Origin of the sequence: Erythrobacter sp. NE805 (assembly GCF_046452355.1) — a bacterium.
GTDB lineage: Bacteria > Pseudomonadota > Alphaproteobacteria > Sphingomonadales > Sphingomonadaceae > Erythrobacter.
In genome coordinates this window covers 293,458-316,522 of sequence record NZ_JBKFDI010000004.1, presented here as the reverse complement: position 1 = coordinate 316,522, position 23,065 = coordinate 293,458, and the positions used below count along the sequence as shown (strand labels likewise).

23 protein-coding genes are annotated in these 23,065 nt (G+C 70.5%); 11 read left to right on the top strand and 12 right to left on the bottom strand.

From position 1 onward, the window contains the following. Window positions 1-38: 38 nt before the first annotated feature. From ACLBKU_RS15620 to ACLBKU_RS15605, 4 genes are all read right to left on the bottom strand, one after another. Complete coding sequence (locus tag ACLBKU_RS15620; protein ID WP_410180483.1) at window positions 39-968, bottom strand: hemolysin family protein; 930 nt, start codon at window positions 966-968, stop codon at window positions 39-41. A gap of 26 nt (window positions 969-994) precedes the next feature. After that, a complete protein-coding gene (gene ybeY / locus ACLBKU_RS15615; RefSeq protein ID WP_410180482.1) occupies window positions 995-1,477 on the bottom strand; it encodes an rRNA maturation RNase YbeY in 483 nt (160 codons plus the stop codon). Between the two features lie 42 nt (window positions 1,478-1,519). After that, window positions 1,520-2,542, bottom strand: a complete 1,023-nt coding sequence (locus ACLBKU_RS15610; RefSeq protein ID WP_410180481.1) for a hypothetical protein — start codon at window positions 2,540-2,542, stop codon at window positions 1,520-1,522. Window positions 2,543-2,613: 71 nt separating this feature from the next. Further along, entirely contained in the window at window positions 2,614-3,645 is a 1,032-nt protein-coding gene (locus ACLBKU_RS15605) for a PhoH family protein (RefSeq protein ID WP_410180480.1), read from the bottom strand. Between the two features lie 192 nt (window positions 3,646-3,837). On the opposite strand from ACLBKU_RS15605, the gene ACLBKU_RS15600 reads away from it, so the two are divergent. Continuing rightward, complete coding sequence (locus ACLBKU_RS15600) at window positions 3,838-4,734, top strand: hypothetical protein (protein ID WP_410180479.1); 897 nt, start codon at window positions 3,838-3,840, stop codon at window positions 4,732-4,734. Here ACLBKU_RS15600 and miaB read toward each other — a convergent pair. Together miaB and ACLBKU_RS15590 are read right to left on the bottom strand one after the other, a co-directional pair. Next, entirely contained in the window at window positions 4,705-6,042 is a 1,338-nt protein-coding gene (miaB, locus tag ACLBKU_RS15595) for a tRNA (N6-isopentenyl adenosine(37)-C2)-methylthiotransferase MiaB (RefSeq protein WP_410180478.1), read from the bottom strand. The genes ACLBKU_RS15600 and miaB overlap by 30 nt on opposite strands. A gap of 309 nt (window positions 6,043-6,351) precedes the next feature. Further along, window positions 6,352-6,813: a peptidylprolyl isomerase gene (locus ACLBKU_RS15590; protein ID WP_410180477.1), complete on the bottom strand. Its 462-nt coding sequence runs from the start codon at window positions 6,811-6,813 to the stop codon at window positions 6,352-6,354. A 211-nt stretch (window positions 6,814-7,024) separates the two neighbouring features. Between ACLBKU_RS15590 and mgtE the strand changes: the two genes are divergently transcribed. From mgtE to ACLBKU_RS15565, 5 genes are read left to right on the top strand one after another with little or no spacing between them, the layout of a single operon-like run. Next, window positions 7,025-8,473 (top strand): magnesium transporter, encoded by a 1,449-nt coding sequence (gene mgtE / locus ACLBKU_RS15585; RefSeq protein WP_410180476.1) that lies wholly within the window; start codon window positions 7,025-7,027, stop codon window positions 8,471-8,473. A gap of 34 nt (window positions 8,474-8,507) precedes the next feature. Further along, a complete protein-coding gene (locus ACLBKU_RS15580) occupies window positions 8,508-9,266 on the top strand; it encodes a glucose 1-dehydrogenase (RefSeq protein WP_410180475.1) in 759 nt (252 codons plus the stop codon). Further along, a complete protein-coding gene (locus tag ACLBKU_RS15575; protein ID WP_410180474.1) occupies window positions 9,263-9,775 on the top strand; it encodes a nuclear transport factor 2 family protein in 513 nt (170 codons plus the stop codon). Before ACLBKU_RS15580 ends, ACLBKU_RS15575 begins: the two co-directional genes overlap by 4 nt. After that, entirely contained in the window at window positions 9,772-11,145 is a 1,374-nt protein-coding gene (locus tag ACLBKU_RS15570; protein WP_410180473.1) for an aromatic ring-hydroxylating dioxygenase subunit alpha, read from the top strand. Before ACLBKU_RS15575 ends, ACLBKU_RS15570 begins: the two co-directional genes overlap by 4 nt. A gap of 31 nt (window positions 11,146-11,176) precedes the next feature. Continuing rightward, window positions 11,177-11,569 (top strand): DUF1489 family protein, encoded by a 393-nt coding sequence (locus tag ACLBKU_RS15565; RefSeq protein ID WP_410180472.1) that lies wholly within the window; start codon window positions 11,177-11,179, stop codon window positions 11,567-11,569. Here the strand turns inward: ACLBKU_RS15565 and ACLBKU_RS15560 are convergent. The 5 genes from ACLBKU_RS15560 to ACLBKU_RS15540 all read right to left on the bottom strand — a co-directional run bounded on the left by ACLBKU_RS15560 (window position 11,566) and on the right by ACLBKU_RS15540 (window position 15,943). Beyond that, the gene (locus tag ACLBKU_RS15560) at window positions 11,566-12,168 is read right to left on the bottom strand and encodes an HdeD family acid-resistance protein (RefSeq protein ID WP_410180471.1); all 603 of its coding nucleotides are present in this window, start codon (window positions 12,166-12,168) and stop codon (window positions 11,566-11,568) included. The two genes, ACLBKU_RS15565 and ACLBKU_RS15560, sit on opposite strands and share 4 nt — an antisense overlap. 84 nt (window positions 12,169-12,252) lie before the next feature. Next, window positions 12,253-12,774, bottom strand: coding sequence for a hypothetical protein (locus ACLBKU_RS15555; protein WP_410180470.1), 522 nt, complete (start codon window positions 12,772-12,774; stop codon window positions 12,253-12,255). Window positions 12,775-13,047: 273 nt separating this feature from the next. Then, window positions 13,048-13,737, bottom strand: a complete 690-nt coding sequence (locus ACLBKU_RS15550; RefSeq protein ID WP_410180469.1) for a DsbA family oxidoreductase — start codon at window positions 13,735-13,737, stop codon at window positions 13,048-13,050. Further along, complete coding sequence (nudC, locus tag ACLBKU_RS15545) at window positions 13,734-14,624, bottom strand: NAD(+) diphosphatase (protein WP_410180468.1); 891 nt, start codon at window positions 14,622-14,624, stop codon at window positions 13,734-13,736. Before nudC ends, ACLBKU_RS15550 begins: the two co-directional genes overlap by 4 nt. Continuing rightward, on the bottom strand, window positions 14,624-15,943 hold the full coding sequence (locus tag ACLBKU_RS15540; protein ID WP_410180467.1) for a serine hydrolase domain-containing protein: 1,320 nt from the start codon (window positions 15,941-15,943) through the stop codon (window positions 14,624-14,626). Before ACLBKU_RS15540 ends, nudC begins: the two co-directional genes overlap by 1 nt. A gap of 120 nt (window positions 15,944-16,063) precedes the next feature. Between ACLBKU_RS15540 and ACLBKU_RS15535 the strand changes: the two genes are divergently transcribed. Continuing rightward, window positions 16,064-16,285 carry a hypothetical protein gene (locus ACLBKU_RS15535; RefSeq protein ID WP_410180466.1) on the top strand — a complete coding sequence of 74 codons (222 nt, stop codon included), beginning with the start codon at window positions 16,064-16,066 and terminating at the stop codon, window positions 16,283-16,285. Here the strand turns inward: ACLBKU_RS15535 and ACLBKU_RS15530 are convergent. Next, window positions 16,282-17,328, bottom strand: coding sequence for an A/G-specific adenine glycosylase (locus ACLBKU_RS15530; protein ID WP_410180465.1), 1,047 nt, complete (start codon window positions 17,326-17,328; stop codon window positions 16,282-16,284). The two genes, ACLBKU_RS15535 and ACLBKU_RS15530, sit on opposite strands and share 4 nt — an antisense overlap. A gap of 14 nt (window positions 17,329-17,342) precedes the next feature. Here ACLBKU_RS15530 and ACLBKU_RS15525 point away from each other — a divergent pair, with 14 nt between their 5' ends. From ACLBKU_RS15525 to smc, 4 genes are all read left to right on the top strand, one after another. Beyond that, window positions 17,343-17,924 (top strand): DUF721 domain-containing protein, encoded by a 582-nt coding sequence (locus ACLBKU_RS15525; RefSeq protein WP_410180464.1) that lies wholly within the window; start codon window positions 17,343-17,345, stop codon window positions 17,922-17,924. Next, window positions 17,921-18,658 carry a DsbA family protein gene (locus tag ACLBKU_RS15520; RefSeq protein WP_410180463.1) on the top strand — a complete coding sequence of 246 codons (738 nt, stop codon included), beginning with the start codon at window positions 17,921-17,923 and terminating at the stop codon, window positions 18,656-18,658. Before ACLBKU_RS15525 ends, ACLBKU_RS15520 begins: the two co-directional genes overlap by 4 nt. Before the next feature lie 98 nt (window positions 18,659-18,756). Then, window positions 18,757-19,506: a thioredoxin domain-containing protein gene (locus ACLBKU_RS15515; protein WP_410180462.1), complete on the top strand. Its 750-nt coding sequence runs from the start codon at window positions 18,757-18,759 to the stop codon at window positions 19,504-19,506. A 30-nt stretch (window positions 19,507-19,536) separates the two neighbouring features. Next, window positions 19,537-22,962, top strand: a complete 3,426-nt coding sequence (gene smc / locus ACLBKU_RS15510) for a chromosome segregation protein SMC (protein ID WP_410180461.1) — start codon at window positions 19,537-19,539, stop codon at window positions 22,960-22,962. The last annotated feature ends 103 nt before the right edge of the window (window positions 22,963-23,065 follow it).

The following is a 23,065-nucleotide window of genomic DNA, read 5'->3' as shown; positions in this document are numbered from 1 at the left end:
ATCGAAGGAAAAATGCGTTTGCGCGCGAAAAGTTGCGCCTACTGCACCTCTTCCTCGGGGACCGGCGGGTGCAGCCGCAGCCGCGTGACGTGGGTCTCATCGCCCGCCGTCACCTCAATGCGCCAGCCGCTCGGATGTTCCAGCACCGTGCCGACCGGCGGCACGGCCTCGGCGAGCACGAAGGCGAGGCCGCCGATCGTGTCGACCGCCTCCTCCACCTCGGCAAGGCGCGGGTCGATTGTCTCGGCGATGTCGTCGAGCTCGGCGCGCGCGTCGATGTCCCACATCCCCTCGCCGATCGGGGTGATCAGCTCCTGTGGGGTCTCGTCGTGCTCGTCCTCGATTTCGCCTACGATTTCCTCGACCAGATCCTCGATGGTGATGAGCCCGTCGGTGCCTGAAAATTCGTCGAGCACGATCGCGAGATGCACCCGGTGCTGGCGCATGTCGGCGAGCACGTCGAGCGCGCCGCGCGCCTGGGGCACGTAGAGCGGCTGGCGCATCAGCGTCGTCCAGTCGGCCGGCGGCGGCGTCCCATTGGCGAGGAACGGGAAGACATCCTTGATGTGGATCATCCCGATGACCTGATCCAATGTCTCGCGGTAGACCGGCATCCGCGAATGGCCGTGCTCGGAGAAGGCGGCGACCAGCTCGTCCCAGCTGATCGCGGCATCGACCGCGATGATCTCGCCGCGCGGCACGGCAACGTCGTCGGCATCGTGCTCGGAGAAGTGCAGCAGGTTGCGCAGCATCTGCCGCTCGACCCGCGACAGGTCCCCCCCGGAGTGCGCGCTGCGGTCGGAGCCGGTCGAGCCGTCCTCGTCCTCGTGCTCGTCGATCGCCTCCTCGAGCTGTTCGCGCAGCGAGCGCGCGCCTTCGAGCCCGAGCATCTTGCGCAAGGCAGGCCACAGCCCGCTGCTACTGTCCGCCTCTCCCGATTGGGACGCGGGCGAATGGGAATCGGCCATGGCCTTGAGAACTGCTCCCGTTGGTGTCAGTCGCCATATGGGTCAGCGATGCCCAGTTTGGCAAGTATGCGGGTCTCAAGCGCCTCCATCGCCTCGGCCTGTTCGTCGCTCTCGACATGGTCGTGGCCGGCGAGATGGAGGAGGCCGTGGACGATCAGGTGGGTGGCGTGCGCCGCGAGGGTGACGCCCTTCTCCGCCGCCTCGCGCGCGCAGGTTTCGTGAGCGAGCGCGATGTCGCCGAGCATCACCGGCGGGCCCTCGCCCGGCGCGAGGTCTTCGAGTTCGTCGCGTTCGAGCATCGGGAAAGAGAGGACATTGGTCGGCTTGTCGCGCTGTCGCCATTCACGGTTGAGCGCGTGGACCTCGGCGTCGGAGGTGAACAGCAGGCTGACCGCGAGGCGCGGGTGGGCGAGCAGCGGCTCGCCCTCGCCCGCCGCCGCAGCGGCGCGTTCGGCGAGCGCCTGCCAGTCGCCCGGGGGCCAGTCTTCGATGTCGATGTCGAGTTCCATCGCCAGCGCCTTAGCGCGTCCAGCGCGGATCGGAAACGCCCGTCAGCCCGCCGCGAGGGTCTCGTGCTCCAGGGCAAGGTCGAGCGTCTGCGCCACCGGCACAGTCAGCCCCGATGCCTCCGCGAGCGCCGCGATCCACGCCTCGACCTCGGCGATCTCCTCGGCGATCACCGGCACCTCGGCGCGCGCCGCCTGCCGGGCGCGCAGCGCGGCATAGTCCTCGCCGGTCTTGGCATCGCGGGCGAACACCGGCCCGGCGAGGATCGCGTCGATCTCGCGGCGGGGAAGCGTCAGCCCGAGATGCGCCGCCGCCCCCGCCAGCGCCGCGGGGCCGCGGGTGGTCAGGCTCTCGCCGTGCAGCACCGCGAGCCGCGGGGCGACGGCGGGGACGTGCACCCGGTCGAACCAGTTCTGCATCAAGAGCCAGCCGAGCGCCGCCACCTGCAAGTCGGTGAACCCGGCGAGCTGGCCGCGCAGGCGCGTGATGTCGCCCGCATAGGTTGCCGCGGTAAGCAGCGCCTGCCGCCCCCACTGCCGCCCGAGCAGCCCCTTGCGCGCCACCGCCTGGAGGAACTCCGCAAGCCCGTTGGTGACGATCACCGCGCGCGCCTCGGGCAGCAGGCGCATGATGAGCGGGATCAGCCGGTTCGGGAAATTGCTCGGCTTGACGATCACCCCGTCGGTCCCCGCGTGCGGGCGCAGCAGCAGCGCGAGGATCGCGGCGACCAGCTCCTCGTCGGGCTCTCCCTCGCGGGCGAGGCTGTTGAGGATCTCGGGCTCGTTCAGCCCCAGCGCCCGCCCCGAGCCGCACAGCGCCTGGAGCAGCAGGGTCGAGCGGCAGAAGCCCGAATGGAAGATGAAGCGCGCTGGGCCCGCCGCCGGGCGCATCGTGCTGACCTCGGCGAAAGGCACCCACGCCTCGGCCTGCCCCTTGAGGTTCGCGAGGAAGTCGCGGTCCTCGAGCTCGGCGCGGGTGAAGCGCACGAACTGCACGCAGCGCCGGCGCGCGTCGATCCGGTTCGGGAGCCATTCGGGACTGGCCGCAATCTGCTCGGACGACGCCATGCTCCGGCGTGTCGGCAGCTTGCCGGGCATAAACAATGACTTGGATTAGGATTTGGCGCGCTGTCCGGCGCTCAGGCGCCCTCGCCCTCGTAAGCCTCGACGATCCGCCCGACGATCGGATGGCGCACCACGTCGGCGGCGGTGAAGCGCACCGTGCCGAAGCCCTCGACGCCCTCGAGCCGCGTCACCGCGTCGTTGAGGCCGCTCATGTTCGGCCCCCCGGGAATGTCGACCTGCCGCGGGTCGCCGCAGATCACCATGCGGCTGTTCTGGCCAAAGCGAGTGAGGAACATCTTCATCTGCTCGCGGGTGGTGTTCTGCGCCTCGTCGAGGATGATGAAGCTGTCGGCGAGCGTGCGCCCGCGCATGAAGGCGATCGGCGCGATTTCGATCTCGCCGTTGGCGAGCCGCCGCTCGACCTGTTCGGGGGGCATGCAGTCGTTGAGCGCGTCGTAGAGCGGGCGCAGGTAGGGATCGACCTTCTCCTTCATGTCGCCCGGGAGGAAGCCGAGCTTCTCCCCCGCCTCGACCGCCGGGCGCGAGAGGATCAGGCGCTGGACCGAGCCGGTGATGAGCTGGCTCACCGCCTGCGCGACGGCGATATAGGTCTTGCCCGTCCCTGCCGGGCCGAGCGCGAAGATGATGTCGTCCTTCGCAAGGCTGCGCATGTACTCGATCTGCGTCGCCGAGCGGGGAACGATGGTCTTCTTCCGGGTGCGGATCATGATCGGCGGGGCGCCCTGGTCGCCCGCGATGATCCCCTCGAGCGTCGGCTCGGCGGACATGGCGATCAGCGATTCGATCGCGCCGCTATCGAGCGCCTCGCCGCGCGCGAGACGGTCGTACATGGTCTTCAGGGTCTCGCGCGCCCGGGCGACGTCGTCCTCCGGCCCCTCGATCACCACCTGGTGCCCGCGGGCGTGGATGAACACCCCGAGCCGGTTCTCGACCTGCACGAGGTTGGCATCGAACTGCCCGAACAGCGGCCCGAGCAGCGCCTGGTTCTCGAAGGTCAGGTCGACGCGGGCGCGCCGCTGGGCCGGGATGCCGCGGGGATCGGGCGAGAGCGCCGGATGCCCGGCACGGGAGGGTCGTCGGCCCATAGGTTCCTTTGCTTGCGGCAGAAGGACGATCCCTCGGCCCTTGAGTCGCGAGGGTAAGCCGCGCGCGCGTCTTGGCAAGCCGGGTGCGGCGAGATGGTGGGGGAAAGTCACGGATGCTTCACAGAGGCGGCCGGCCTGTGCTACTCTTGCCGGATCAAGTTCCTGAAAGGCTACGAGAAAAGGCTGCAAGACATGCGCAGGATTGCAGGTCTCGTCCTGGCTCTGTCGCTCGCCGCGCCTGTGGCCGCACAGGAGGTGCCGCTGCGCACCACGCCCGAGATCATCGTGCGCCCGCCCCCGACCGAGGCCGAGCGGCACCGGGAACTGCGCGAATTCACCCGCACCGTGATCCGCCCGCCGCGGCTGCATCAGCCGGTCGCCAAATTCGCCTTTCCGGTGTGCGTCACCGTGCTCGGCCTTGCACCGCAGGATGCCGCCGTCATCGCCGAGCGCATCCGTGCGAATGCCGAGGCGCTGGGCGTCGGGGCCGACCGCTCGCCGACCTGCGTGCCGACGGTGAGGGTGGCCTTCATGGCCCCGGCGGCGGGCCCGCCGGAAAGCTGGCTGTCCTCGGAATCGCCCCAACTCGCCCACCTCGCCGGCTATCAGAAGGAACGCGTGCTGGGCGAGGCGGGGCCAGTCCGGGCGTGGAACAGGATCGCGGTGCGCGACGCGCTGGGCAATGCCTTCCGGCCGCAGCTTGGCGACCAGCAGAGGTTCCCGACCTACACCGAAATCCAGCCGCTCAGCGCATCGGACCCGATCGTCACCACCGAGATCACCGGCGCCGCGGTGCTGATTTCGCGCGAGGCGGCGCAAGGCTTCACGCTTGGCCAGCTGGCGGACTACGCGACGTTGCGCGTGCTGCTCGGCACAGGAGCGGTGGAGGGCGACGCCCCCGCCCCGACCATGCTCACGCTCTTCACCGCTCCCGCCCCGCCCGCCGAACTGACCGATTTCGACAAGGCGATGGTGCGCGAGCTCTACGATGCCTCGTTCGCTGCGAGCGCGCGCCGGGTCTACAACGACATCGCCCGCGCGGCCGTGGCGTCGGAGCGGTCAGGCGCGGGCGGCAAGCAGGCCCCGTAGCGAGTTCGGACCCGCCTCGGCCAGCGTCACCTCGACGAGATCGCCGATGGCGTGCTCGCCTTCGAAGTGCACGCTCTGGAGCCACGGCGACTTGCCGAGCCATTGGCCGGGATGCCGCCCGGTGCGTTCGACGAGGACCAGGCACCGCGTGCCGACGCTCGCCCGGTTGAAGGCGAGCTGGTGGTGGCCGATGCGCTGCTGGAGACGTTGGAGACGCTCGTCCATGACCTCGGGCGCGATCTGGTTCTCCAACGCCGCCGCCGGTGTGCCGGGCCGCGGGGAATACTTGAAGCTGAAGCACGCAGCGTAGCGGACTTCGTCGACGATGCTGAGCGTGTCCTCGAACTCGGCCTCGGTCTCGCCGGGGAAGCCGACGATGAAATCGCCCGAGAGCGCGATGTCGGGGCGGGCGGCGCGGAAGCGCTCGATGAGCCTCAGGTAGCCCTCCGCCGTGTGCTGGCGGTTCATCGCCTTCAAGATGCGATCATTTCCAGCTTGCACCGGCAAGTGCAGGTAAGGCATCAGTTTTTCGACCTCGCCATGCGCGGCGATGAGGTCGTCGTCCATGTCGTTCGGGTGGCTGGTGGTGTAGCGGATGCGGGCGAGGCCGTCGATCTGCGCGAGCCGCCGGATCAGCCCGCCGAGGCCGATGCGGCGGCCCTTCTCGTCCTCGCCCGCCCAGGCGTTGACGTTCTGGCCGAGGAGCGTGATCTCCCTCGCCCCGGCCTCGACCAGTTTCTCCGCTTCGGCGACGAGGTGACTGAAAGGCCGCGAGATTTCCGCGCCGCGGGTGTAGGGCACCACGCAATAGGTGCAGAACTTGTCGCAGCCCTCCTGCACTGTGAGGAAGGCGCTCGGCCCGCGCTTGTTGCGCGCCGGGAGCGCGTCGAACTTGGCGATCGCGGGCATGTCGGTATCGGTCGCGCGTTCGCCTTTGGTCGCCTTTTCAAGCATTTGAGGCAGGCGGTGATAGGCCTGCGGGCCGACCACGATGCTCACCGCCGGGGCGCGGGCCATGATCTCCTCGCCCTCGGCCTGCGCGACGCAGCCGGCGACCGCGATCAGCGGCTGCTTGCCCGCCTCGCGCCCGGCGGCGACCAGCCGGCCGATGTCGGAATAGACCTTTTCCTGAGCCTTTTCGCGGATGTGGCAGGTGTTGAGGATGACGAGATCGGCCTCCTCCCCCTCGGGCGCGGGGGTGATCCCCTGCTCGGCCAAGAGCTCGCCCATGCGCTCGCCGTCATAGACATTCATCTGGCAGCCGAAGCTCTTGACCCGGTAGGTCTGGGGGGGCGTTTGCGGTTTCATGAAGGTCGCGCCCATAGCGCCATGCCGCCTCGCGTTCAACGCCTGCGGACCTGCTCCATTCGATGCGAAACCGCGTTACGGGAGGGGTGTTGAGCACCGATGGGAGGGTGTGGAGGGGGTGTGGAGGGGGTGTGAAAGGGGTATGGCGGCGGCTGGCGACCGGCTGGCCCGGGTGCCAGATCGCTCGCCAGTTCGCCGCAACAGCCCCCCGACCCTTCGGTCCGGCTTATGGAATGCGCGCCATACATCGAGCGAACAGATGTATGGCGCAACAATCGATCCTACGCCCCGAAAGTTGGACGCGACGGATTATCCTACCGTGGCCTTCACGATCTTCCCCGGGCTGCGCGGCGGCTCGCCCTTGGGGATGGCGTGGACGTGCTCCATGCCGCTCACCACCTGGCCCCACACGGTGTACTGCTTGTCGAGGAAGCGTGCATCGTCGAGGCAGATGAAGAACTGCGAATTGGCGCTGTTGGGGTTCTGCGCGCGGGCCATCGAGCACACGCCCTCGACATGGGGCTCGGCGTTGAACTCGGCCGCAAGGTCGGGCTTGTCGCTGCCGCCCATGCCGGTGCCGGTCGGGTCGCCGCCCTGCGCCATGAAGCCGGCGATCACGCGGTGGAAGATCACCCCGTCGTAGAAGCCTTCCTGCGCGAGCTCGGTGATGCGCGCGACGTGGCCGGGCGCGAGGTCGGGGCGCAGCTTGATGACGACGTCGCCATGCTCGCCCGTGCCGTTGTCGAGGGTGAAGGTGAGGGTTTCGGCCATTTCTGATTCTCCTGACTTCCAACCCGTTCGTGCTGAGCTTGTCGAAGCACTGTCCTTCTTGGGCTCGGGCGCCGAACTGAAGAAAGTGCAGCCCTTCGACAAGCTCAGGGCGAGCGGGTTTGGGGTTACTCGCGAGGGGCCATACGCACCCATTGCAAGCCTGTCACCCTCCCGGCTTGCTTTTGCGCCCTCCCCACGTAAACGCCTTGGCATGGCCGAGGACCGCATCATCGAGAACGACCTCTTCGTCGCCGTTGAGGGCGAGGTGGAAGTGCGTCCCGACGACCGCGTCGATGACGAGCGCCACGACCAGGAGAACCGCCTCAAGGCCGATTACGTCGGCGCGGTCCGCGATGCTCTGGAAGCGGGCGACAAGGGCGCGGTCTACGATCTCGTCGAGCCGCTCCACGCCGCCGACATCGCCGACCTGATCGAACTGCTCGACCGGTCCGAGCGCGCCCAGCTCGCCCGCGCGATCACCGACCTGATGACCAGCGACGTCATCGCCGAGCTCAACGACTATGTCCGCGAGGACCTGATGGAGGCCCTGCCCGCGCAGGCGGTCGCCACCATCGCCGAGCAGCTCGACACCGACGACGCGGTGCAGCTGATCGAGGACCTCGACGAGGACGACCAGCGCGCGGTCATCGCCGAACTCGAGCCCGAGACCCGCGAGGCGGTCGCTAGCGCGCTCGCCTATCCCGAGGAGACCGCCGGCCGGCTGATGAGCCGGCACTTCGTCGCGGTGCCCGAGCACATGAGTGTCGGCAACCTCATCGACTACCTGCGCGACGAGGGCGATCTCGAGCACGATTTCTTCGAGGTCTTCGTGATCGACGAGCGCCACCACCCGGTCGGCACCTGCGCGCTCTCGTGGATCCTGACGACGCCGCGCAATGTCCGCCTCACCGACGTGATGAAGCGCGACCAGACCCTGATCCCGGTGACGATGGACCAGGAAGAGGTCGCGCTGATGTTCCAGAAATACGCGCTGATCTCGGCTGCGGTGGTGGACGAGAGCGGGCGTCTGGTGGGGCAGATGACGGTCGACGACATCGTCCACATCATCTCCGAGGAAGCGGGCGAGGACGCGCTGCTGCTGAGCGGCGCGGGCGACGGGGACATCAACGAGCCGATCGTCGACAGCTACAAGGCGCGGGTGCGCTGGCTGCTGGCGAACCTGCTGACCGCCTCGGTCGCCTCGACGGTGATCGCCCAGTTCGAGGACGTGATCGCGACGATGGTCGCGCTCGCGGTGCTGATGCCGATTGTCGCAGGGATCGGCGGCAATGCGGGCACGCAGACCCTCGCGGTGACGGTGCGCGCGATTGCCACCAACCAGCTCACCGACGCCAACACCGCGCGCGCGATCCGGCGCGAATTGTCGATCGCGGCGCTGAACGGCGCGAGCGTCGCCCTGGTGCTCGGGACCATCGTGGCGCTGCTGTTCGGCCATCCGATGCTCGGCGCGGTGATCGGGGCGGCGATCCTGTGCAACATCATGATCGCCGGGATCGCGGGGGTGTGCGTGCCGCTGCTGCTCCAGAAGCTCAAGGCCGACCCGGCGATCTCCTCCTCGGTGTTCGTCACGATGACGACCGATTCGATGGGCTTCCTCGTCTTCCTCAGTTTGGCAGTGGTCAGCGGCCTGACGCGTTGATAGCCCTCTGCCCGAACACGCAAGGGAGAGAGCGATGGCGGGACGGGTGAGCGGCAAGGTGGTGCTGCTGACGGGCGGCGCGATGGGTCTGGGGCGCGCGGCGGCGAAGCAGCTGCTGGCCGAGGGGGCGAAGGTCACCATCACCGACATCGACGAGGCGGCGGGCCGCGCTACGGCAGCGGAACTCGGCTGCGACTTCATCCATCAGGACGTCACCGACTGGGCGCGCTGGCAGGAGGTGATCGCCGAAGTGGAAGCCAGCCACGGGCGGCTCGACGTGCTGGTGAACAATGCCGCGATTACCGTCTTCGGCTCGATCGCCGACATCTCGCCGGAGGATTTCCGGCGCTGCTACACCGTCGATGTCGATTCGATCTTCATGGGCTGCAAGGCGGCGATCCCGCTGATGGCGCGGGGTGGCGGCGGGTCGATCGTCAACTTCTCCTCCGCGGCGGGCAACAAGCCCTCGCCGGACCTTGCCGCCTACAACTCGGCCAAGGCGGCGGTGGTGACGCTGACCAAGTCGATCGCGCTCTACTGCGCGCGCGAGAAGAACGGGGTGCGGGTCAATTCGGTGCAGCCGGGCACGATTCTCACCCCCAATGTCGAGAGCGTGATCGCCGGGACGCCCGACCCCGAGGCGACCCGTGCGGCCTTCTCGGTGGCGCAACCCATCGGCCGGATGGGCGAGGTCGAGGACATCGCGCACCTCGTCGTCTACCTCGCCAGCGACGAGAGCAAGTTCGCCACCGGCGCGCCGTTCATCGTCGATGGGGGGCTCAGCATCGCATGAGGGGCAGCGCCGAGGACCGCTTCGCGATCGTCGACCTCGCCGCGCTCTACATGCGCGGGCTCGACCGGCTCGACGGCGCGCTGCTCGAGGCGCAGTTCTGGCCCGGGGCGCGGTGCGAATACGGGGTGTTCTCGGGCGGCCCGGCGGAGTTCGCCGGCTTCTGCATGGCGATGCTCAAGGAGCACCGGCGCAACCACCACTTCATCGGCCAGCACCTCGTCGACTTCACCGGCCCGAACGAGGCTTACGGCGAGGTCTATTACCAGGCCTATCACCGGGTCTTCGATGAGAGCGGCGCGGCGCGCGACCTGTTCATCGCGGGGCGCTACGTCGACCGCTACGAGAAGCGGCAGGGGGTCTGGAAGATCGCCTACCGTTCCGAGCTGGTCGATTGGGTGCGCGACGATCCGGCCTCGGACGCGATGGTCGAGACCGCGCCCTTCATCATGGGGCAAAGGAAGCCCGACGATCCGCTCTACGACCGCGCGGCGATGGGGGCGCGGGCGTGAGCCGGCCGGAGCTCACCGCGCCCTCCGATCCGTCGCTCGCACCGGGGGAGGCGCGCTGCCCCGGCCCCTCGATGCAGGACATCCTCGATGCCGACGGGGACGATCCGCCGCCCGCGATGCGCGCGCAGAGCTACAGCTTCCTCGGGGACGAAGACCTGCCCTTCGCCCGCTACACCGACCCCGCCTTCCACGACCTCGAGATGGAGCGCCTCTGGCCGAACGTCTGGCAATGGGCCTGCCGCGAGGAGCACATTCCGGCACCCGGCGACCGCTATGTCTACGATGTCGGCCGCCACTCGGTGCTGGTGGTGCGCGGCGCCGACATGGTCATCCGCGCCTTCGTCAATTCCTGCCCGCACCGGGGGATGAAGTTCGCTGCCGAGGGCTCGCGCGGGGTGCGGCGCGCGAACATCCGCTGCCCCTTCCACGGGATGAGCTGGAACCTCGACGGGACCTTGCGCGAAATCCCCTGCCGCTGGGACTTCCCCCACGTGACCGACGAGACCTTCGCCCTCGACCAAGTCGCCTGCGAGACCTGGGGCGGATTCGTCTTCGTCCACATGGGCGCGGACCCTCCCCCGCTCGCGAGCCAGCTCGAGGTCATCCCCGAGCACTTCGAGCTCTGGCCGATGGACGACCGCTACGTCGCGCTCCACACCGAGAAGGTGCTGCCTGCCAACTGGAAGATGGCGATGGAGGCCTTCCTCGAGGCCTTCCACGTGCTCGAGACCCATGCGCAGGCGGTCACCACCGCCGCCGAAGCGAACGCGCAGTACGACATCTTCGGGCGGCACGTGTCGCGCTTCATCCATGCGGTCGGCGTGCCATCGCCCCACCTTCGGCAGGAGGTGAGCGAGGCGACCTTGTTCGCCAAGCTCGGGCGCGATCCGGCCACGCTGCCAGAGGGCGCGAAGGCCCGCGCGGAGCACGCCCGCCGCTTGCGCGAGGAACTGGGTGCCGCCTTCGGCACCAACCTCAGCGGCGTCTCGACCAGCGAGATGCTCGACTCGATCGAATACTTCCTCTTCCCCAACGCCTTCTTCTTCCCCGGCATCGGCATCCGCCTGTGCTACCGCTTCCGCCCCTTGGGGCCGGACGAATGCCTTCACGAGATCCTCGTCCTCCAGCCCCTCCCCGCCTCCGGAGAGCGCCCGGCGCCCGCCACCCCGATCCGGCTCGGGGTCGAGGACAGCTACACCACCGTCCCCGGCTTCGCGCTGGCGGAGATTCTCGATCAGGATACCGAGAACCTGAAGCTCCAGCGCGACGGGGCCAAGGCATCGCGGAAAGGCGCGCAGACGCTCGGCAATTATCAGGAGGCGCGCATCCGGCGGCTCCACCTGACGCTCGACGAATACCTCTCCGGTTGACTTGCGCAGGCGGGTGCCGGAAAGCCGCACCATGCCGCTTCACCTGACCAAGATCGCCTTCGGGGCGAAGAGCTACGCGCAGCTCGAAAGCTGGTACGAGGGACGCGAGGCCATCGCCCTCACCACCCGCAACCGCCCGACCCGGCACGAGGAATGCATCGGCGGGTCGCTCTACTGGATCGTCAACCACGCGATCGTCGCGCGCTCGCCGATCCTCGGCTTCGCAAAGACGCAGGACGGCCGCTGGGACATCGTGCTCGAACCGCGGCTGATCCGCGTCCATCAGCAGGCGAAACGCGCGCACCAGGGCTGGCGCTACCTCACCGACGACAAGGCTCCCAGGGACGTCGCCGAGGGCGAGGACATCGGCGATGCGCTGCCCGGCAGGCTCGCGATGAAGCTCGAGCGGCTCGGCCTCGTCTAGCGGCGCGGCGATGAGCGGCGCGGCACGGGGGGTGCCTTGCGCGCGGGCAGCGTGCCGGTGCAGGTCAGGAAGGCGATCCCGGTGAGGATCATGTTCACGCCCACCACCAGCCCGAGGAACGCCACCGACCAGCCGCTCGCGAGGCCGAGCAGCACGGCGATCCCGAGGATGAAGGACAAGAGCCCCGAAACGAGGAACAGCCCCCAGCCCGTCAGCGGGCGGATCTGCGCCGCGAGCAGCACCCGCGCGACGCCGTCGGCGGCGAAGAAGGCGCCGAGGCTGATGATCAGCGCGATCAGCCCCGCGAAGGGGTTGGCGATGAAGATCAGCCCTGCGCCCACGTAGAGCAGCCCGAGCAGCACCTGCACCGCGAAGCCCTGCCAGCGCCGCACCCGGAAGGCGTGCACCAGCGTCATGATCCCGCCGGTCAGGAGGGTGATCCCGGCGAGCAGGTTCAGCGAGAAGGCCGCGATCAACGGGAAGGCGAGCGCGACCGCGCCCACCACCACCAGCAGCGCGCCGAGGATCACGAACTCGGTGCGCCGGATCGGCTTGCTGGCGCGGGTCACGTTGTACTGGGCCTTGGGGTAGGCGGCCATGAAATCAGGTCTCCGTCGTCTTGAGACACAAAGCCGGGCGGAACGCGTCCCGTCCCGCCCGGCACCGTGTGGGGGATGCGCGGGTCAGAAATTGACCGCGCGCGCGTTGCCCGCATTGTGCCCGCCATTGCGGTAGAGCACCTCGCGCAGGCGGTCCTCGTCGATGCCGATGTCCTCGACCGTCACCACCACGCCGCCGTTCCTGATGCGGTCGTTGTAATAGGTCGCATCCTCCTCGCTGACGCCGTGCTTGGTGAGGGTCTCGTTGAGCGTCCCGCCGATCGCGCCGATCACCGCGCCGACGCCGACCGCTTCAGGGACGGCCGAGGCGGCGATCGCGCCAGCCGCGGCGAGCGGGCCGACGCCCGGGATCGCCAGCGCCGCAACGCCGAGGCCCGCACCCAGCGCGCCGCCGCCGAGGATGCCGCGCAGCACGTTGCGGTGATCCTCGTCGGTCACTTCGCCGTCGCCGGTGGTGGCGGTGGTGGTGCCCTTGTGATGCGCAATCACCGAGATGTCGTTGTCGGTGAGGCCGAGCGACCTCAGGTCGGCGACCGCCCGGTTCGCTTCCTCGTGGCTGTCGAAGATCGCGGATACCTTGGACATTGCTGTTCTCCTGCTGGAATGAGGCGTCCGGCTCGTGGGGCCGGATCGCTTGTCGCTTCCTCGCAGGTTGTGGCAGTGGGCGGCGCTGACATGGGTGGCTGCCGGGTCGGCATCCGGCGCGGTTTCGGGGCGGGTGGTCGTGTGGACCGTCTCAGGCCCAAATCGTCATGCCGAACTTGTTTCAGCATCCATTTCGCTGCCCGCTCCGCCAGTGCTCGGGGAGCGATGGACCCTGAAACAGGTTCAGGGTGACGGACCTGCGCGAAGGGTGATTCAGACCGACGCCCGCGTCTTTTCCGCCACGCGCCTGAGCGCATTGACATAGACCTCGGGGGCCTGCGCGCCGGGGATCAGGAACTTGCCCTCGACGATCATCGCGGGCACGCCCGAGATGTTGAGGTCCCAGGCCTGTTGCTCCTCGGCGATGACGCGCGCCTCGAGATCGGGATCGGCGAGCGCGGCCTTGGCGGCTTCGCGGTGGAGGCCGACCGCAGCGGCAATGTCGAGCAGCAGCTCGGCGTCGGAGAGGTTGCGGCGCTGGTTGAAGTGGGCGCGGAACAGCGCGAGCTTGAGCGCGGTCTGCACCTCGGGCCCCGCCTGTTCGAGCGCGAAGGCGAGGAGCTTGTGGCAGTCGCGGGTGTTCCACATCATCGCCGCCGGGGCCTTGCTCTCCCCTGCGTAGCTGAGCGACACCCCCGCCTCCTCGGCGATCGCCTTCATCCGCCCGCGCACCGCCGCGCCCTCGGCGGCGGAGCGGCCATATTTGCGCCGGAGGTGCGCCTCCTGCTCCTCGCCTTGCGGAGGCATGTCGGGATTGAGCTCGAAGGGCCGCCAGCGGATTTCCGCCGCGATCTCGCCTTCGAGTTCCTGCAAAGCCTTGGTCAGCTGGCCGTAGCCGATCAGGCACCACGGGCACATGACATCCGAATAGATGTCGACGGTGAGGGTCTGGGGAGCGTTCATCGGTCGAGCCACCATGTGACGAGGTGATGGGCAATGGCGAAGGGGCGCGGGAAGTAGAGGAGGTCGGTCCCCGCCTCCCCCGCCGCGCGCGCCGCCTCGAGTTCGGCGCGGGTGAACCAGCGCGCGTCCTCGAGCTCGGTGGTGTCGATGTTGAGGGTGGGATCGTCCGCGACAGAGGTGCAGCCGATCATCAGCTGGCTCGGGAAGGGCCATGGCTGGCTGGCGATGTAGCGGACATCGCGCACCCGCACGCCCGCCTCCTCGCGGATTTCCCGCGCGACGGCCTCCTCGATCGTCTCGCCCGGTTCGACGAAGCCCGCGAGCGCGGAATACATCCTGGGCGGAAAGCGCGGCTGGCGGCCGAGCAGCAGCTTGTCCTCATGCTCGACCAGCATGATCGTGACGGGATCGGTGCGCGGGAAGTGGTCCGCGCCGCAAGTGTCGCAGTGCCGCTGCCAGCCGCCCTTGACGAGCTTCGTCGGCGAACCGCAGCGCGCGCAGAAGCGGTGGCGGGCGTGCCAGTCGGCCAGGCTCCTCGCCCCGCCGTAGATCGCGAGGTCCGGGGGCGAGAGCTGGGTCATCAGCTGCCACGCCCGCGGCATGGCGTAAGCGGGGCCGTCCGCGCCCTCGGTCGGCACGGGGGCGAAGTGCGCCTTGCCGTCCATCATCCCAAGGAACACCAGCTCGGCGGTCTCGGGAACGTCGGCGAGGCTGCCCCACACGAGGCCGCCCTGCTCGTCGACCCCCGGCAGCAGCCCGTCCATCAGCAGCACCCGCGCGCGCCAGTTCATGAGGCCCGCGAGCGCCGCCTCGTCGACGCGGATGTGGTCGGCCCGGTCGAGCGGCGATCCGGCGAAGGCCATGCCGGGCGCGGCGGGCGCGTGCATCACGCCGCCTTCTTCTTCGCGCGCATCGCGGCAAGGTCGCTCTCGAGCGCGGCGAGGAACTCGTCGCGGATCGGATAGGCTTCGGCCGGCATGTATTGGGTCCACAGCCCGGTGCGCAAGCCGAGGTCGAAATCGACGCTCGCCAGCGTGCCGGCAAAGCCGCCCCAGCCGAAGGTCTGCCCGACCACCCGGCCCCCGGCGCCGTGGCCCTGCCCTTCCATCCAGCTGCCCGTGAGGTCGACCGTGGCCGGGATCAGGTTCGACGTGCCGGTCCGCACCGCCTGCTCGCTCATCACGAACCTGCCGTCGATGGTGCCGTAGCCGAGCAGCATCCTGAGGAAGCGGTCGTAATCCTTCGGGCTCGACACGAGATCGCCGCCGCCCGCGGGCATGACCGGCGCCTCGCGGAACACCGAACTGGCGGCTGGATCGAGCGGCAGGATCATCCCGTTGAGGACCCCGTAATTGTCGGTCAGGCGATCGGCATCGGCGTCCGACACGCTGAACCCGGTGCTGGTCATGCCGCAGGGCTCGAAGATGCGCTTCCTGAGGAAAGCCTCGAAAGGCATCCCGCTCGCCACCTCGATCACCCGGCCGAGCAGGTCGAAGCTCGCCGAATAGCTCCACCTGGTCGCCGGCTGGTAGAGCAGCGGAAGCTCGGCGAGCCGGTCGGCGAAGGCGGCGAGGCCCGGTGCCGGGGTCACGTTCGGCACGCCCGGGATCCTGGCGCGGGTCGCCCTGCCGCCGACCAGCCCGGCATCGACATAGGCTTGGAGGATCGGCCCCTTGTTGATGATCTGGTAGCCGAGCCCCGCGGTGTGGGTGAGCAGCTCGCGGATGGTGATCGGCTTGTTCGCCGGCACGGTCTCGTCGAGGGGGCCTTGGGGGTTCACCAGCACGCGCATGTTGCGGAAGGCGGGGAGAATCTCCGCGACCGGCTGGTCGAGGCCGAGCTTGCCCTCGTCGATCAGAATCATCGTCGCCATCCCGGTGATCGGCTTCGACATCGAATAGATGCGGTAGAGCGAATTCTCGTCCACGGCTGCGGGCTTGCCGAGCGCGAGGGTCCCGCCGCCGACGGTGTGGGCGTGGTCCTCCTGCCCCCAGCCGAAGGTCAGGAACAGGTTGGCGAGCTTCTTCGATGCGACATACCTGTCCGACATCGCCGCGACCGCCGGCCAGTCCTCGCTCACGTCATGGGCGAAGGCGATGCGGCCGAAGGGCAGCCCGCCGAGCGCGGCGCCCCCGGCGAGCAGCGCGCTGCCGCGCAGCAGCGCGCGGCGCGAGAGGTCGGGCGAGGCAAAGGTCTGGAAAGGCATGAGCGCAGAATCTCCGGGTCGGTGTGGGGCCTGTCTGCGGCAGGGCGCTGCGCGGGTCAATCGGCGGCTTTTGCCAGGCCCGGCCTTGCATCGCCGAGGTGCCTTAGCCATATAAGACACATGCTCAACGCCCTCGCCTATCTCGTCGGCCTCGTCAGCCTCGTGATCGTCATCCCGGCGCAGATCCCGCTGCTCGGCTGGGCCAACTGGCTCGCCCTGCCGCTGATCGTGGTGGGGGTGATCCTCGGCGCGCTGTCGTCGCGGGACGGCGGGCGCAATTTCTGCCTCGTGGTGCTGCTGATCGCGGCGGTGCGGCTGAGCCTCGGCGGCGGGTTCTTCTAGCCCGCCGCGGCGAGCGCCACGCGCGCCGCCTTCGCGAAGAGGGTCGCAAGCCCCGCCTCCCCGAGCCGCGCGACCGGCCACCACGTCCCCTCCCCCGGCGGCGCGCGCAGCGTCTCGAGCGCGCGCACCTCGAGCGTCAGGTGCGCATGGGTGAAGCCGTGCCGCACCGCCCCGCAGCTGCGCCACGCCCCCGCGAGCGGCGGCGTCCCCGAGCCGTCCGCGCGCGCGCTCCAGCCGTCGTCGGGGAGCGCGCGCATCCCGCCGAGCATCCCCGCGCCGGGGCGGGTGACGAGCCACACCTCGCGGCCCTGCTTGCGGGTGATCCAGAAGGCGGTGCCGACACGCTCGGGCACCGGCTTCTTCGCGGGCTTGACCGGCAGGCGCTCGGGCGCGCCCTGCCGCCTGCCCTCGCAGACCCCCGCGAGCGGGCACAGCAGGCAGCGGGGAGCGCGGGTGGTGCAGACGTGGCTGCCCAGGTCCATCATTCCCTGCGCGAAGTCCCCGGCACGCTCGTCCGGGGTGATCGTGCCCGCCGCCGCGCGGATCGCCTTGCGCGCCCCCGGCAGCGGCTCGGCAATAGCGAAGAGCCGCGCCACCACCCGCTCGACATTGGCATCGACCACCACTGCACGCCGCCCGAAGGCGATCGCGGCGATCGCGGCGGCGGTGTAGTCGCCGAGGCCGGGGAGCTTCCTGAGCTCCGCTTCGGTGTCGGGAAAGCCGCCGCGCTCCGCCACCGCCCGCGCGCATTTCACGAGGTTGCGGGCGCGCGAGTAGTAGCCGAGCCCCGCCCACGCCGCCATGACGTCGTCCTCCGGTGCAGCGGCGAGGTCGTGGACGCTCGGCCACAGGTCCAGGAACTTGGCGAAATAGGGCTTCACCGCCGCCACCGTGGTCTGCTGGAGCATCACCTCGGAAAGCCACACGCGGTAGGGCCACTCCGGGTCCTCCGGGATCGGCGCGCCCGGGGCGACGCGCCACGGCAGGTCGCGGGCGTTGCGGTCGTACCAGTCGAGAAGCAGGTCCGGAATGCTGGCGGTCACGCGCGGCCTATGGCATGGCCTTCGCGATCATGGGAAGCGACAAGACACCCCCGGCCTCAAGTAGCACAGCGGTAGGCCGCAAAGGCGCACCAAAGCCCTATGCCCGCCCGAGGGGGCAGGGCGCCAAGGCGATCGGCGATCTCATGCCCGAGATCGGGCGCACCGCCTTCCGCCGCTTCGGCTTCGTGCAGACCTCGGTGGTCACCCGCTGGCCCGAGATCGTCGGTGCCAGCCACGCCCGCGTGTGCAGCCCCGAGGCGATCCGCTTTCCCCCCGGCGAGAAGGCGGAAGGGATCCTCCAGCTCGTCGTCGTCCCCGCCCACGCTCCGCTGATCGAGCAGGTGATCCCGGAAATCATCGAGCGCGTGAACCGCTTCTTCGGCTACCGCGCGGTCGCCCGGGTGAAGCTGCGCCAGGGCGCGGTCACGCCGCCCGCCGCCGACAAGCCCGTGAGCCCCCCGCCCTCGCTGAAGCCGATCCCGCTCGAACTCGGCGATTCCCTGCGCGACATTGGCGATCCCGAACTGCGCACCGTGCTCGAGAGCCTCGCGCGCAGCCTCTCGGCGAGCGAGACGCCGCCGGACGAGGGGCGGTGAGGCTCCTTCTGCTCGCGGCCCTGATGCTCGCCGCGGGGGCGGCGACCGCGCAGCATCAGCCCAAGCCCGACCTCGCCCGCCCCGGCAGCAGCTTCTCGGCTGACGGCAAGCCCGGCAAGTGGGCGACCACCATCGCCCGCACCCCGCAGGGCCACCTGATCGGCAACCCCGAGGCCGAGGCGCGGCTCGCCATGTTCCTCAGCTACACCTGCCCCGACTGCGCCGACTTCGTGACCCGCGGCGAGCCCGCACTCGATCTGGTGCTGATCGCGCCCGGCACGATGAGCCTCGAGCTGCGCCCGCAGGTCCGGGGCGGGCTCGACCTCGCGGTGAGCCTCCTCGCCCAGTGCGGCGATGCGGCGGGGTTCAGGGCCCGCCACCGGGCGCTGATGCGCGCCCAGCCGCGTTGGCTTGCGAAGGCCAGGGCCGCGCCCGCGAGCCAGCAGGCGATCTGGGAGCGCGGCGACCGGCCAGCGCGCCTCAACGCCGCGAGCGCGCTCGGCCTCACCGACCTCCTCGCGCGGCGCGGCCAGTCGAGGAGCGCGCTCGATGCCTGCCTCTCAGACGATGCGGCGGCGAAGCGCCTCCGCGCCGGCACCGCCGCCGACCGCGCCGCCCTCGCGATCGGGACTGTCCCGGCCTTCGCGCTCGACGGCAAGCTGCTCACGGGGGTGAACGGGTGGGACACGCTCTACCCGGTGCTCTCCGCCCGCTTCGCACCGCCCCCGGAGTGATGCCCCGACTTTTTCACAGCCCCTCGCGCGCGCGCTTGCCGCAGGCGCGCCCGAGCGGCTATCCTTCGCCCCTCCAAACCCCCGAGGAACCCCGCCCGATGACCGTGACCCGCCTGCTCTCGCTTCCCCTGCTCGCGCTCGCCCCGCTGCTGCTGTCGGCCTGCGGCGACGAGGCCACGCCCGAAGGCGGCGTTCCCAAGGGCGAGGCGCTCCCCGCGATCGCCGCCCCCGCCGGGCAGAGCTGGACCGAAACGGTCACGATCACCCCCGAAGGCGGCTACCTGGTCGGCAACCCCGACGCGCCCCTGAAGCTTGTCGAATATGCCTCGCACACCTGCTCGCACTGCGCCGAGTTCGCGCGCACCGGCAAGGAGCCGCTCAAGAGCAAGTATGTCGCGAGCGGCGTCGTCAGCTTCGAGCAGCGCGAGGTGTTCCTCAACCCCTACGACGTGGTGATCGCCGGGCTCGCCCAGTGCGGCACGAAGGAGCAGTTCCAGCCGCTCTCCGACCAGGTGTGGGGCAATCTCGAGAGCGTCTTCGCCGGGCTCCAGGGCAATCCGCAGGCGGTCGAGGCCGCGGGCCAGCTGCCGATCAACCAGCGCTTCGCCGCGATCGCCGAGGTCACCGGCCTCCTCGAGTTCTTCGCCGCGCGGGGGATCAGCGCCGACCAGGGCCGCACCTGCCTCACCGATCAGGCCAAGATCGAGGCGCTGGTCAAGACCGAGGAAGCCAACCGCCAGAAAGACAAGATCGAGGGCACCCCGACCTTCTTCCTCAACGGCCAGCGGATCGATGGCACCACCTGGGACAGGCTCGAGCCCCAGCTCCAGCGCGCCGGCGCGCGCTGAGACTGACGGCGGGGGCGCCAGGTCAGTCGGATGCAGATCCACCGGCTCAAGCTCAGCGGCTTCAAGAGCTTCGTCGAGCCGGCGGAACTGCGCATCGAGCCCGGGCTGACCGGGGTTGTCGGCCCCAATGGCTGCGGCAAGTCGAACCTCCTCGAGGCGATCCGCTGGGTGATGGGGGAGACCTCGGCCAAGTCGATGCGATCGGGCGGGATGGAGGACGTGATCTTCGCGGGCACCTCCAGTCGCCCGCCGCGCGACTTCGCCGAAGTGGTGCTCCACGCCGAGGATGACGCCGGCGAGGAGCTGGTCGTCACCCGCCGGATCGAGCGCGGGGCGGGCAGCGCCTACCGCGTCAACGGCCGCGACGTGCGCGCCAAGGACGTCGCCCTGACCTTCGCCGACGCCGCGACAGGCGCGCACTCCCCGGCGCTCGTCAGCCAGGGCAAGATCGCGCAGGTGATCGCCGCCAAGCCCGCCGAGCGGCGCGCGATGCTCGAGGAGGCGGCGGGGATCGCCGGCTTGCACGTCCGCCGCCGCGATGCCGAGGGCAAGCTGCGCGCCGCCGAGGCCAACCTCGCGCGGCTCGAGGACCTGATGGCGGGGCTCGACGCGCAGATCGCCTCGCTCAAGCGCCAGGCCAAGCAGGCCGAGCGCTACACCGAGCTCACCACGAAGATCCAGGCCGCCGAGGCGCGGCTGCTGTTCGCGCGCTGGCGCGAGGCGGCGGCGGCCGCGAAGGTCGCGCGCGCGGCGGCCGAGGGTGCCGAAGCGCGGGTCGCCGAGGCGCAGGGGACGGTCGAGGCCGCGCAGCAGGAACAGGCCGCCGCCGCCCACGCGCTCGCCGAGGCGCGCGACGAACTCGCCGACCGCCGCGACGATGCCTCGGCGCACGGCCACCGCATGGCCGCGCTCGCCGAGAAGCTCGATGCGGCCGAGACGCGGCTCGCCGACCTCGCCCGGCAGAGGAGGCGCCTCGAGGAGGACCGCTCCGACGCCGACCGGCTGACCGGCGCGGCGGTCGAGGCGCTGGCGCGGCTCACCGAGGAGGTCGCCGCGAGCCGCGCAGCGGCGAGCGCCCTCGAAGCCGCACGCCCGGGCCTCGCCGAGAAGGCCGAGGACCGCGAACGCGCCAGCCGCGCCGCCGAACTCGCGCTCGCCAAGGCCACCGCCGACCAGGCCGGGGTCGAGGCCGAATGGCGGGTCGCCGAGGCGGCGATCGAACAGGCCGAGGCGCGGCTCGCCCGGATCGAGGCCGAGGCCGCGCGGATCGCGCGCACCCGCGCCGAACTGGCGGCAAGCGGCGATCCCGAGGCCGACGTGATCGCCGCGCGCGAAGCCGCCGAGGAGGCCGCCGGGGAACTCGCCGCCCTGCGCGCCAAGCTCGCCGAAGACCAGACGCGCAAGGCCGACCTGCAAGCCGCGAGAGACGACGTCGCGAGCCAGCTTGCCGCCGCGCGCGCCGAACTCGCCGCGGTCGAGCGCGAGCACGCCGCCCTCGCCCGCGACCGCGAGGCCCGCCAGAAGCGCGAGGCCGGGCGGTTGGGCTTAACGACCCCGCTCGACCGGGTGACCGTCGCGCCGGGCTACGAACGCGCGCTCGCCGCGGTGCTGGGGCGCGACGGCAAGTCGCCGCTCGGCGCTCCCGCGGCGGCGCAGGAGGGTCGCTTCTGGACCGGGTCCGCCGCCGCGCAGACCCCCGTGACCGACAGCCTGCTCGCCCGGCTTTCGGCCTGCCCCCCGGAACTCGCCGCGCGGCTTGCCCTGGTCCATTGCGTCGAGGCCGACGACGGGCGCGCGCTCGCGCCGGGCGAATGGCTGGTAACCCGCGCGGGGCACCTGCGGCGCTGGGACGGCTTCGTCGCGCGCGGCGAAGGGGCCGCCGAAGCCGCGCAGCTCGAAGCCGCCAACCGGCTCGCCGAACTCGAAGCGGCCCTGCCCCCCTTGCGCGAAGCCGCCACGCGGGCCGAGGCCGAGGACACGGCGGTGCGCGAGGAACTCGGCCAGCTCCAGACCGCGCTCGTCGCGCAGGAACGCGCCATCGCCGGGGCGATCGAGGCCGAGCGCCAGGCGCTGCGCAAGCTCGACCAGGCCGAGGCGGCGAAGGAGCGCCTCGCCGCGCGGCTCGCCGAACTCGCCGCCAGCGCGGGCGATGTCGCGGCCCAGATCGCGGCGGCCGAGGCCGAGGTCGGGAGCGCCCGCGAGGCGACGACCCGCCTTCCCGCGAAGGACGCCGGGCGCGCCGCTCTGGAGGCGGCGCAGGCGAAGAACGCCGCCGCCCGCGCCGCGGTGCAGGCCGCGCTCGCCGAGCTTGCCGCGCAGGACCAGGCGCTCGCCGTCGCCCGCGAGCGGCTCGCCGCGCAGGCCGCCGACCACGCCGGCTGGCAGGCCCGCGCCAGCGACGCCGAGCGGCGCATGGCCGAGACCACCCGGCGGCTTGCGGAAATCGCCGAGGAGCAGGCCGTCCACGCCGCCAAGCCCGCCGCCCTGCGCGCCGAAATCGAGGCGGGCGAGGCGACCCGCGACCGCCTCGCCGCCGAACTCGCCGAGGCCGACGCCGCGATGCGCGAGGCCGACAGCCGCCAGCGCATCGCCGACACGCGGCTCGCGCAGGTCACCGAGGTGCTCGCCCAGGCCCGCGAGAGCCGCGCCAGCCTCACCGCCCGCGCCGAGAACGAGGAGCTGCGCCGCGCCGAGATGGCGCGCATCTCGGGCGAGCGCTTCCAGTGCCCGCCCCCGCTGCTCGCCGACCGCTTCGGCTTCACCGAGGACAGCCTCGCCCCGGCCGCGCAGGAATCCGAGGAGCTCGACAAGCTCACCGCCGCGCGCGAGCGGATCGGCCCGGTCAACCTCGTCGCCGCCGACGAACTCGCCCGGATCGAGGCCGAGCACGGCTCCAGCGCCGAGGAGCAGGCCGAACTGGTCGAGGCGATCGCGCGCCTCAGGGGCTCGATCGGCAGCCTCAACCGCGAGGGCCGCGAGCGGCTGCGCGCCGCCTTCGAGGCGGTCGACGGGCATTTCCGCGTGCTGTTCACCCGCCTGTTCGAGGGCGGGAGCGCGCACCTCGCGCTGGTCGATTCCGACGATCCGCTCGAGGCCGGGCTCGAGATCTATGCCCAGCCGCCGGGCAAGCGCCTGCAATCGCTGTCGCTCCTTTCGGGCGGCGAACAGGCGCTGACCGCGACCGCGCTGATCTTCGCGCTGTTCCTCACCAACCCCGCGCCGATCTGCGTGCTCGACGAGGTCGACGCGCCTCTGGATGACGCCAATGTCGAGCGGTTCTGCGACCTGCTGGAGTCGATGGTCGCCACCACCACCACGCGCTACCTGATCGTCACCCACAACGCGGTGACGATGAGCCGGATGCACCGGCTGTTCGGGGTGACGATGGCCGAAAAGGGCGTCTCGCGCCTCGTCAGCGTCGACCTCGGCGAAGCGGCGCTGCTCGCGGCGGAGTAGGGCTTGACTTCGGGATTTTTGTAGTCACATTAATCGACGTGAGAGCCACGCTCTCGAACGGTGCCCGCCGATTCCGGGCTTTTGTGGAGATGCATGTGATGAT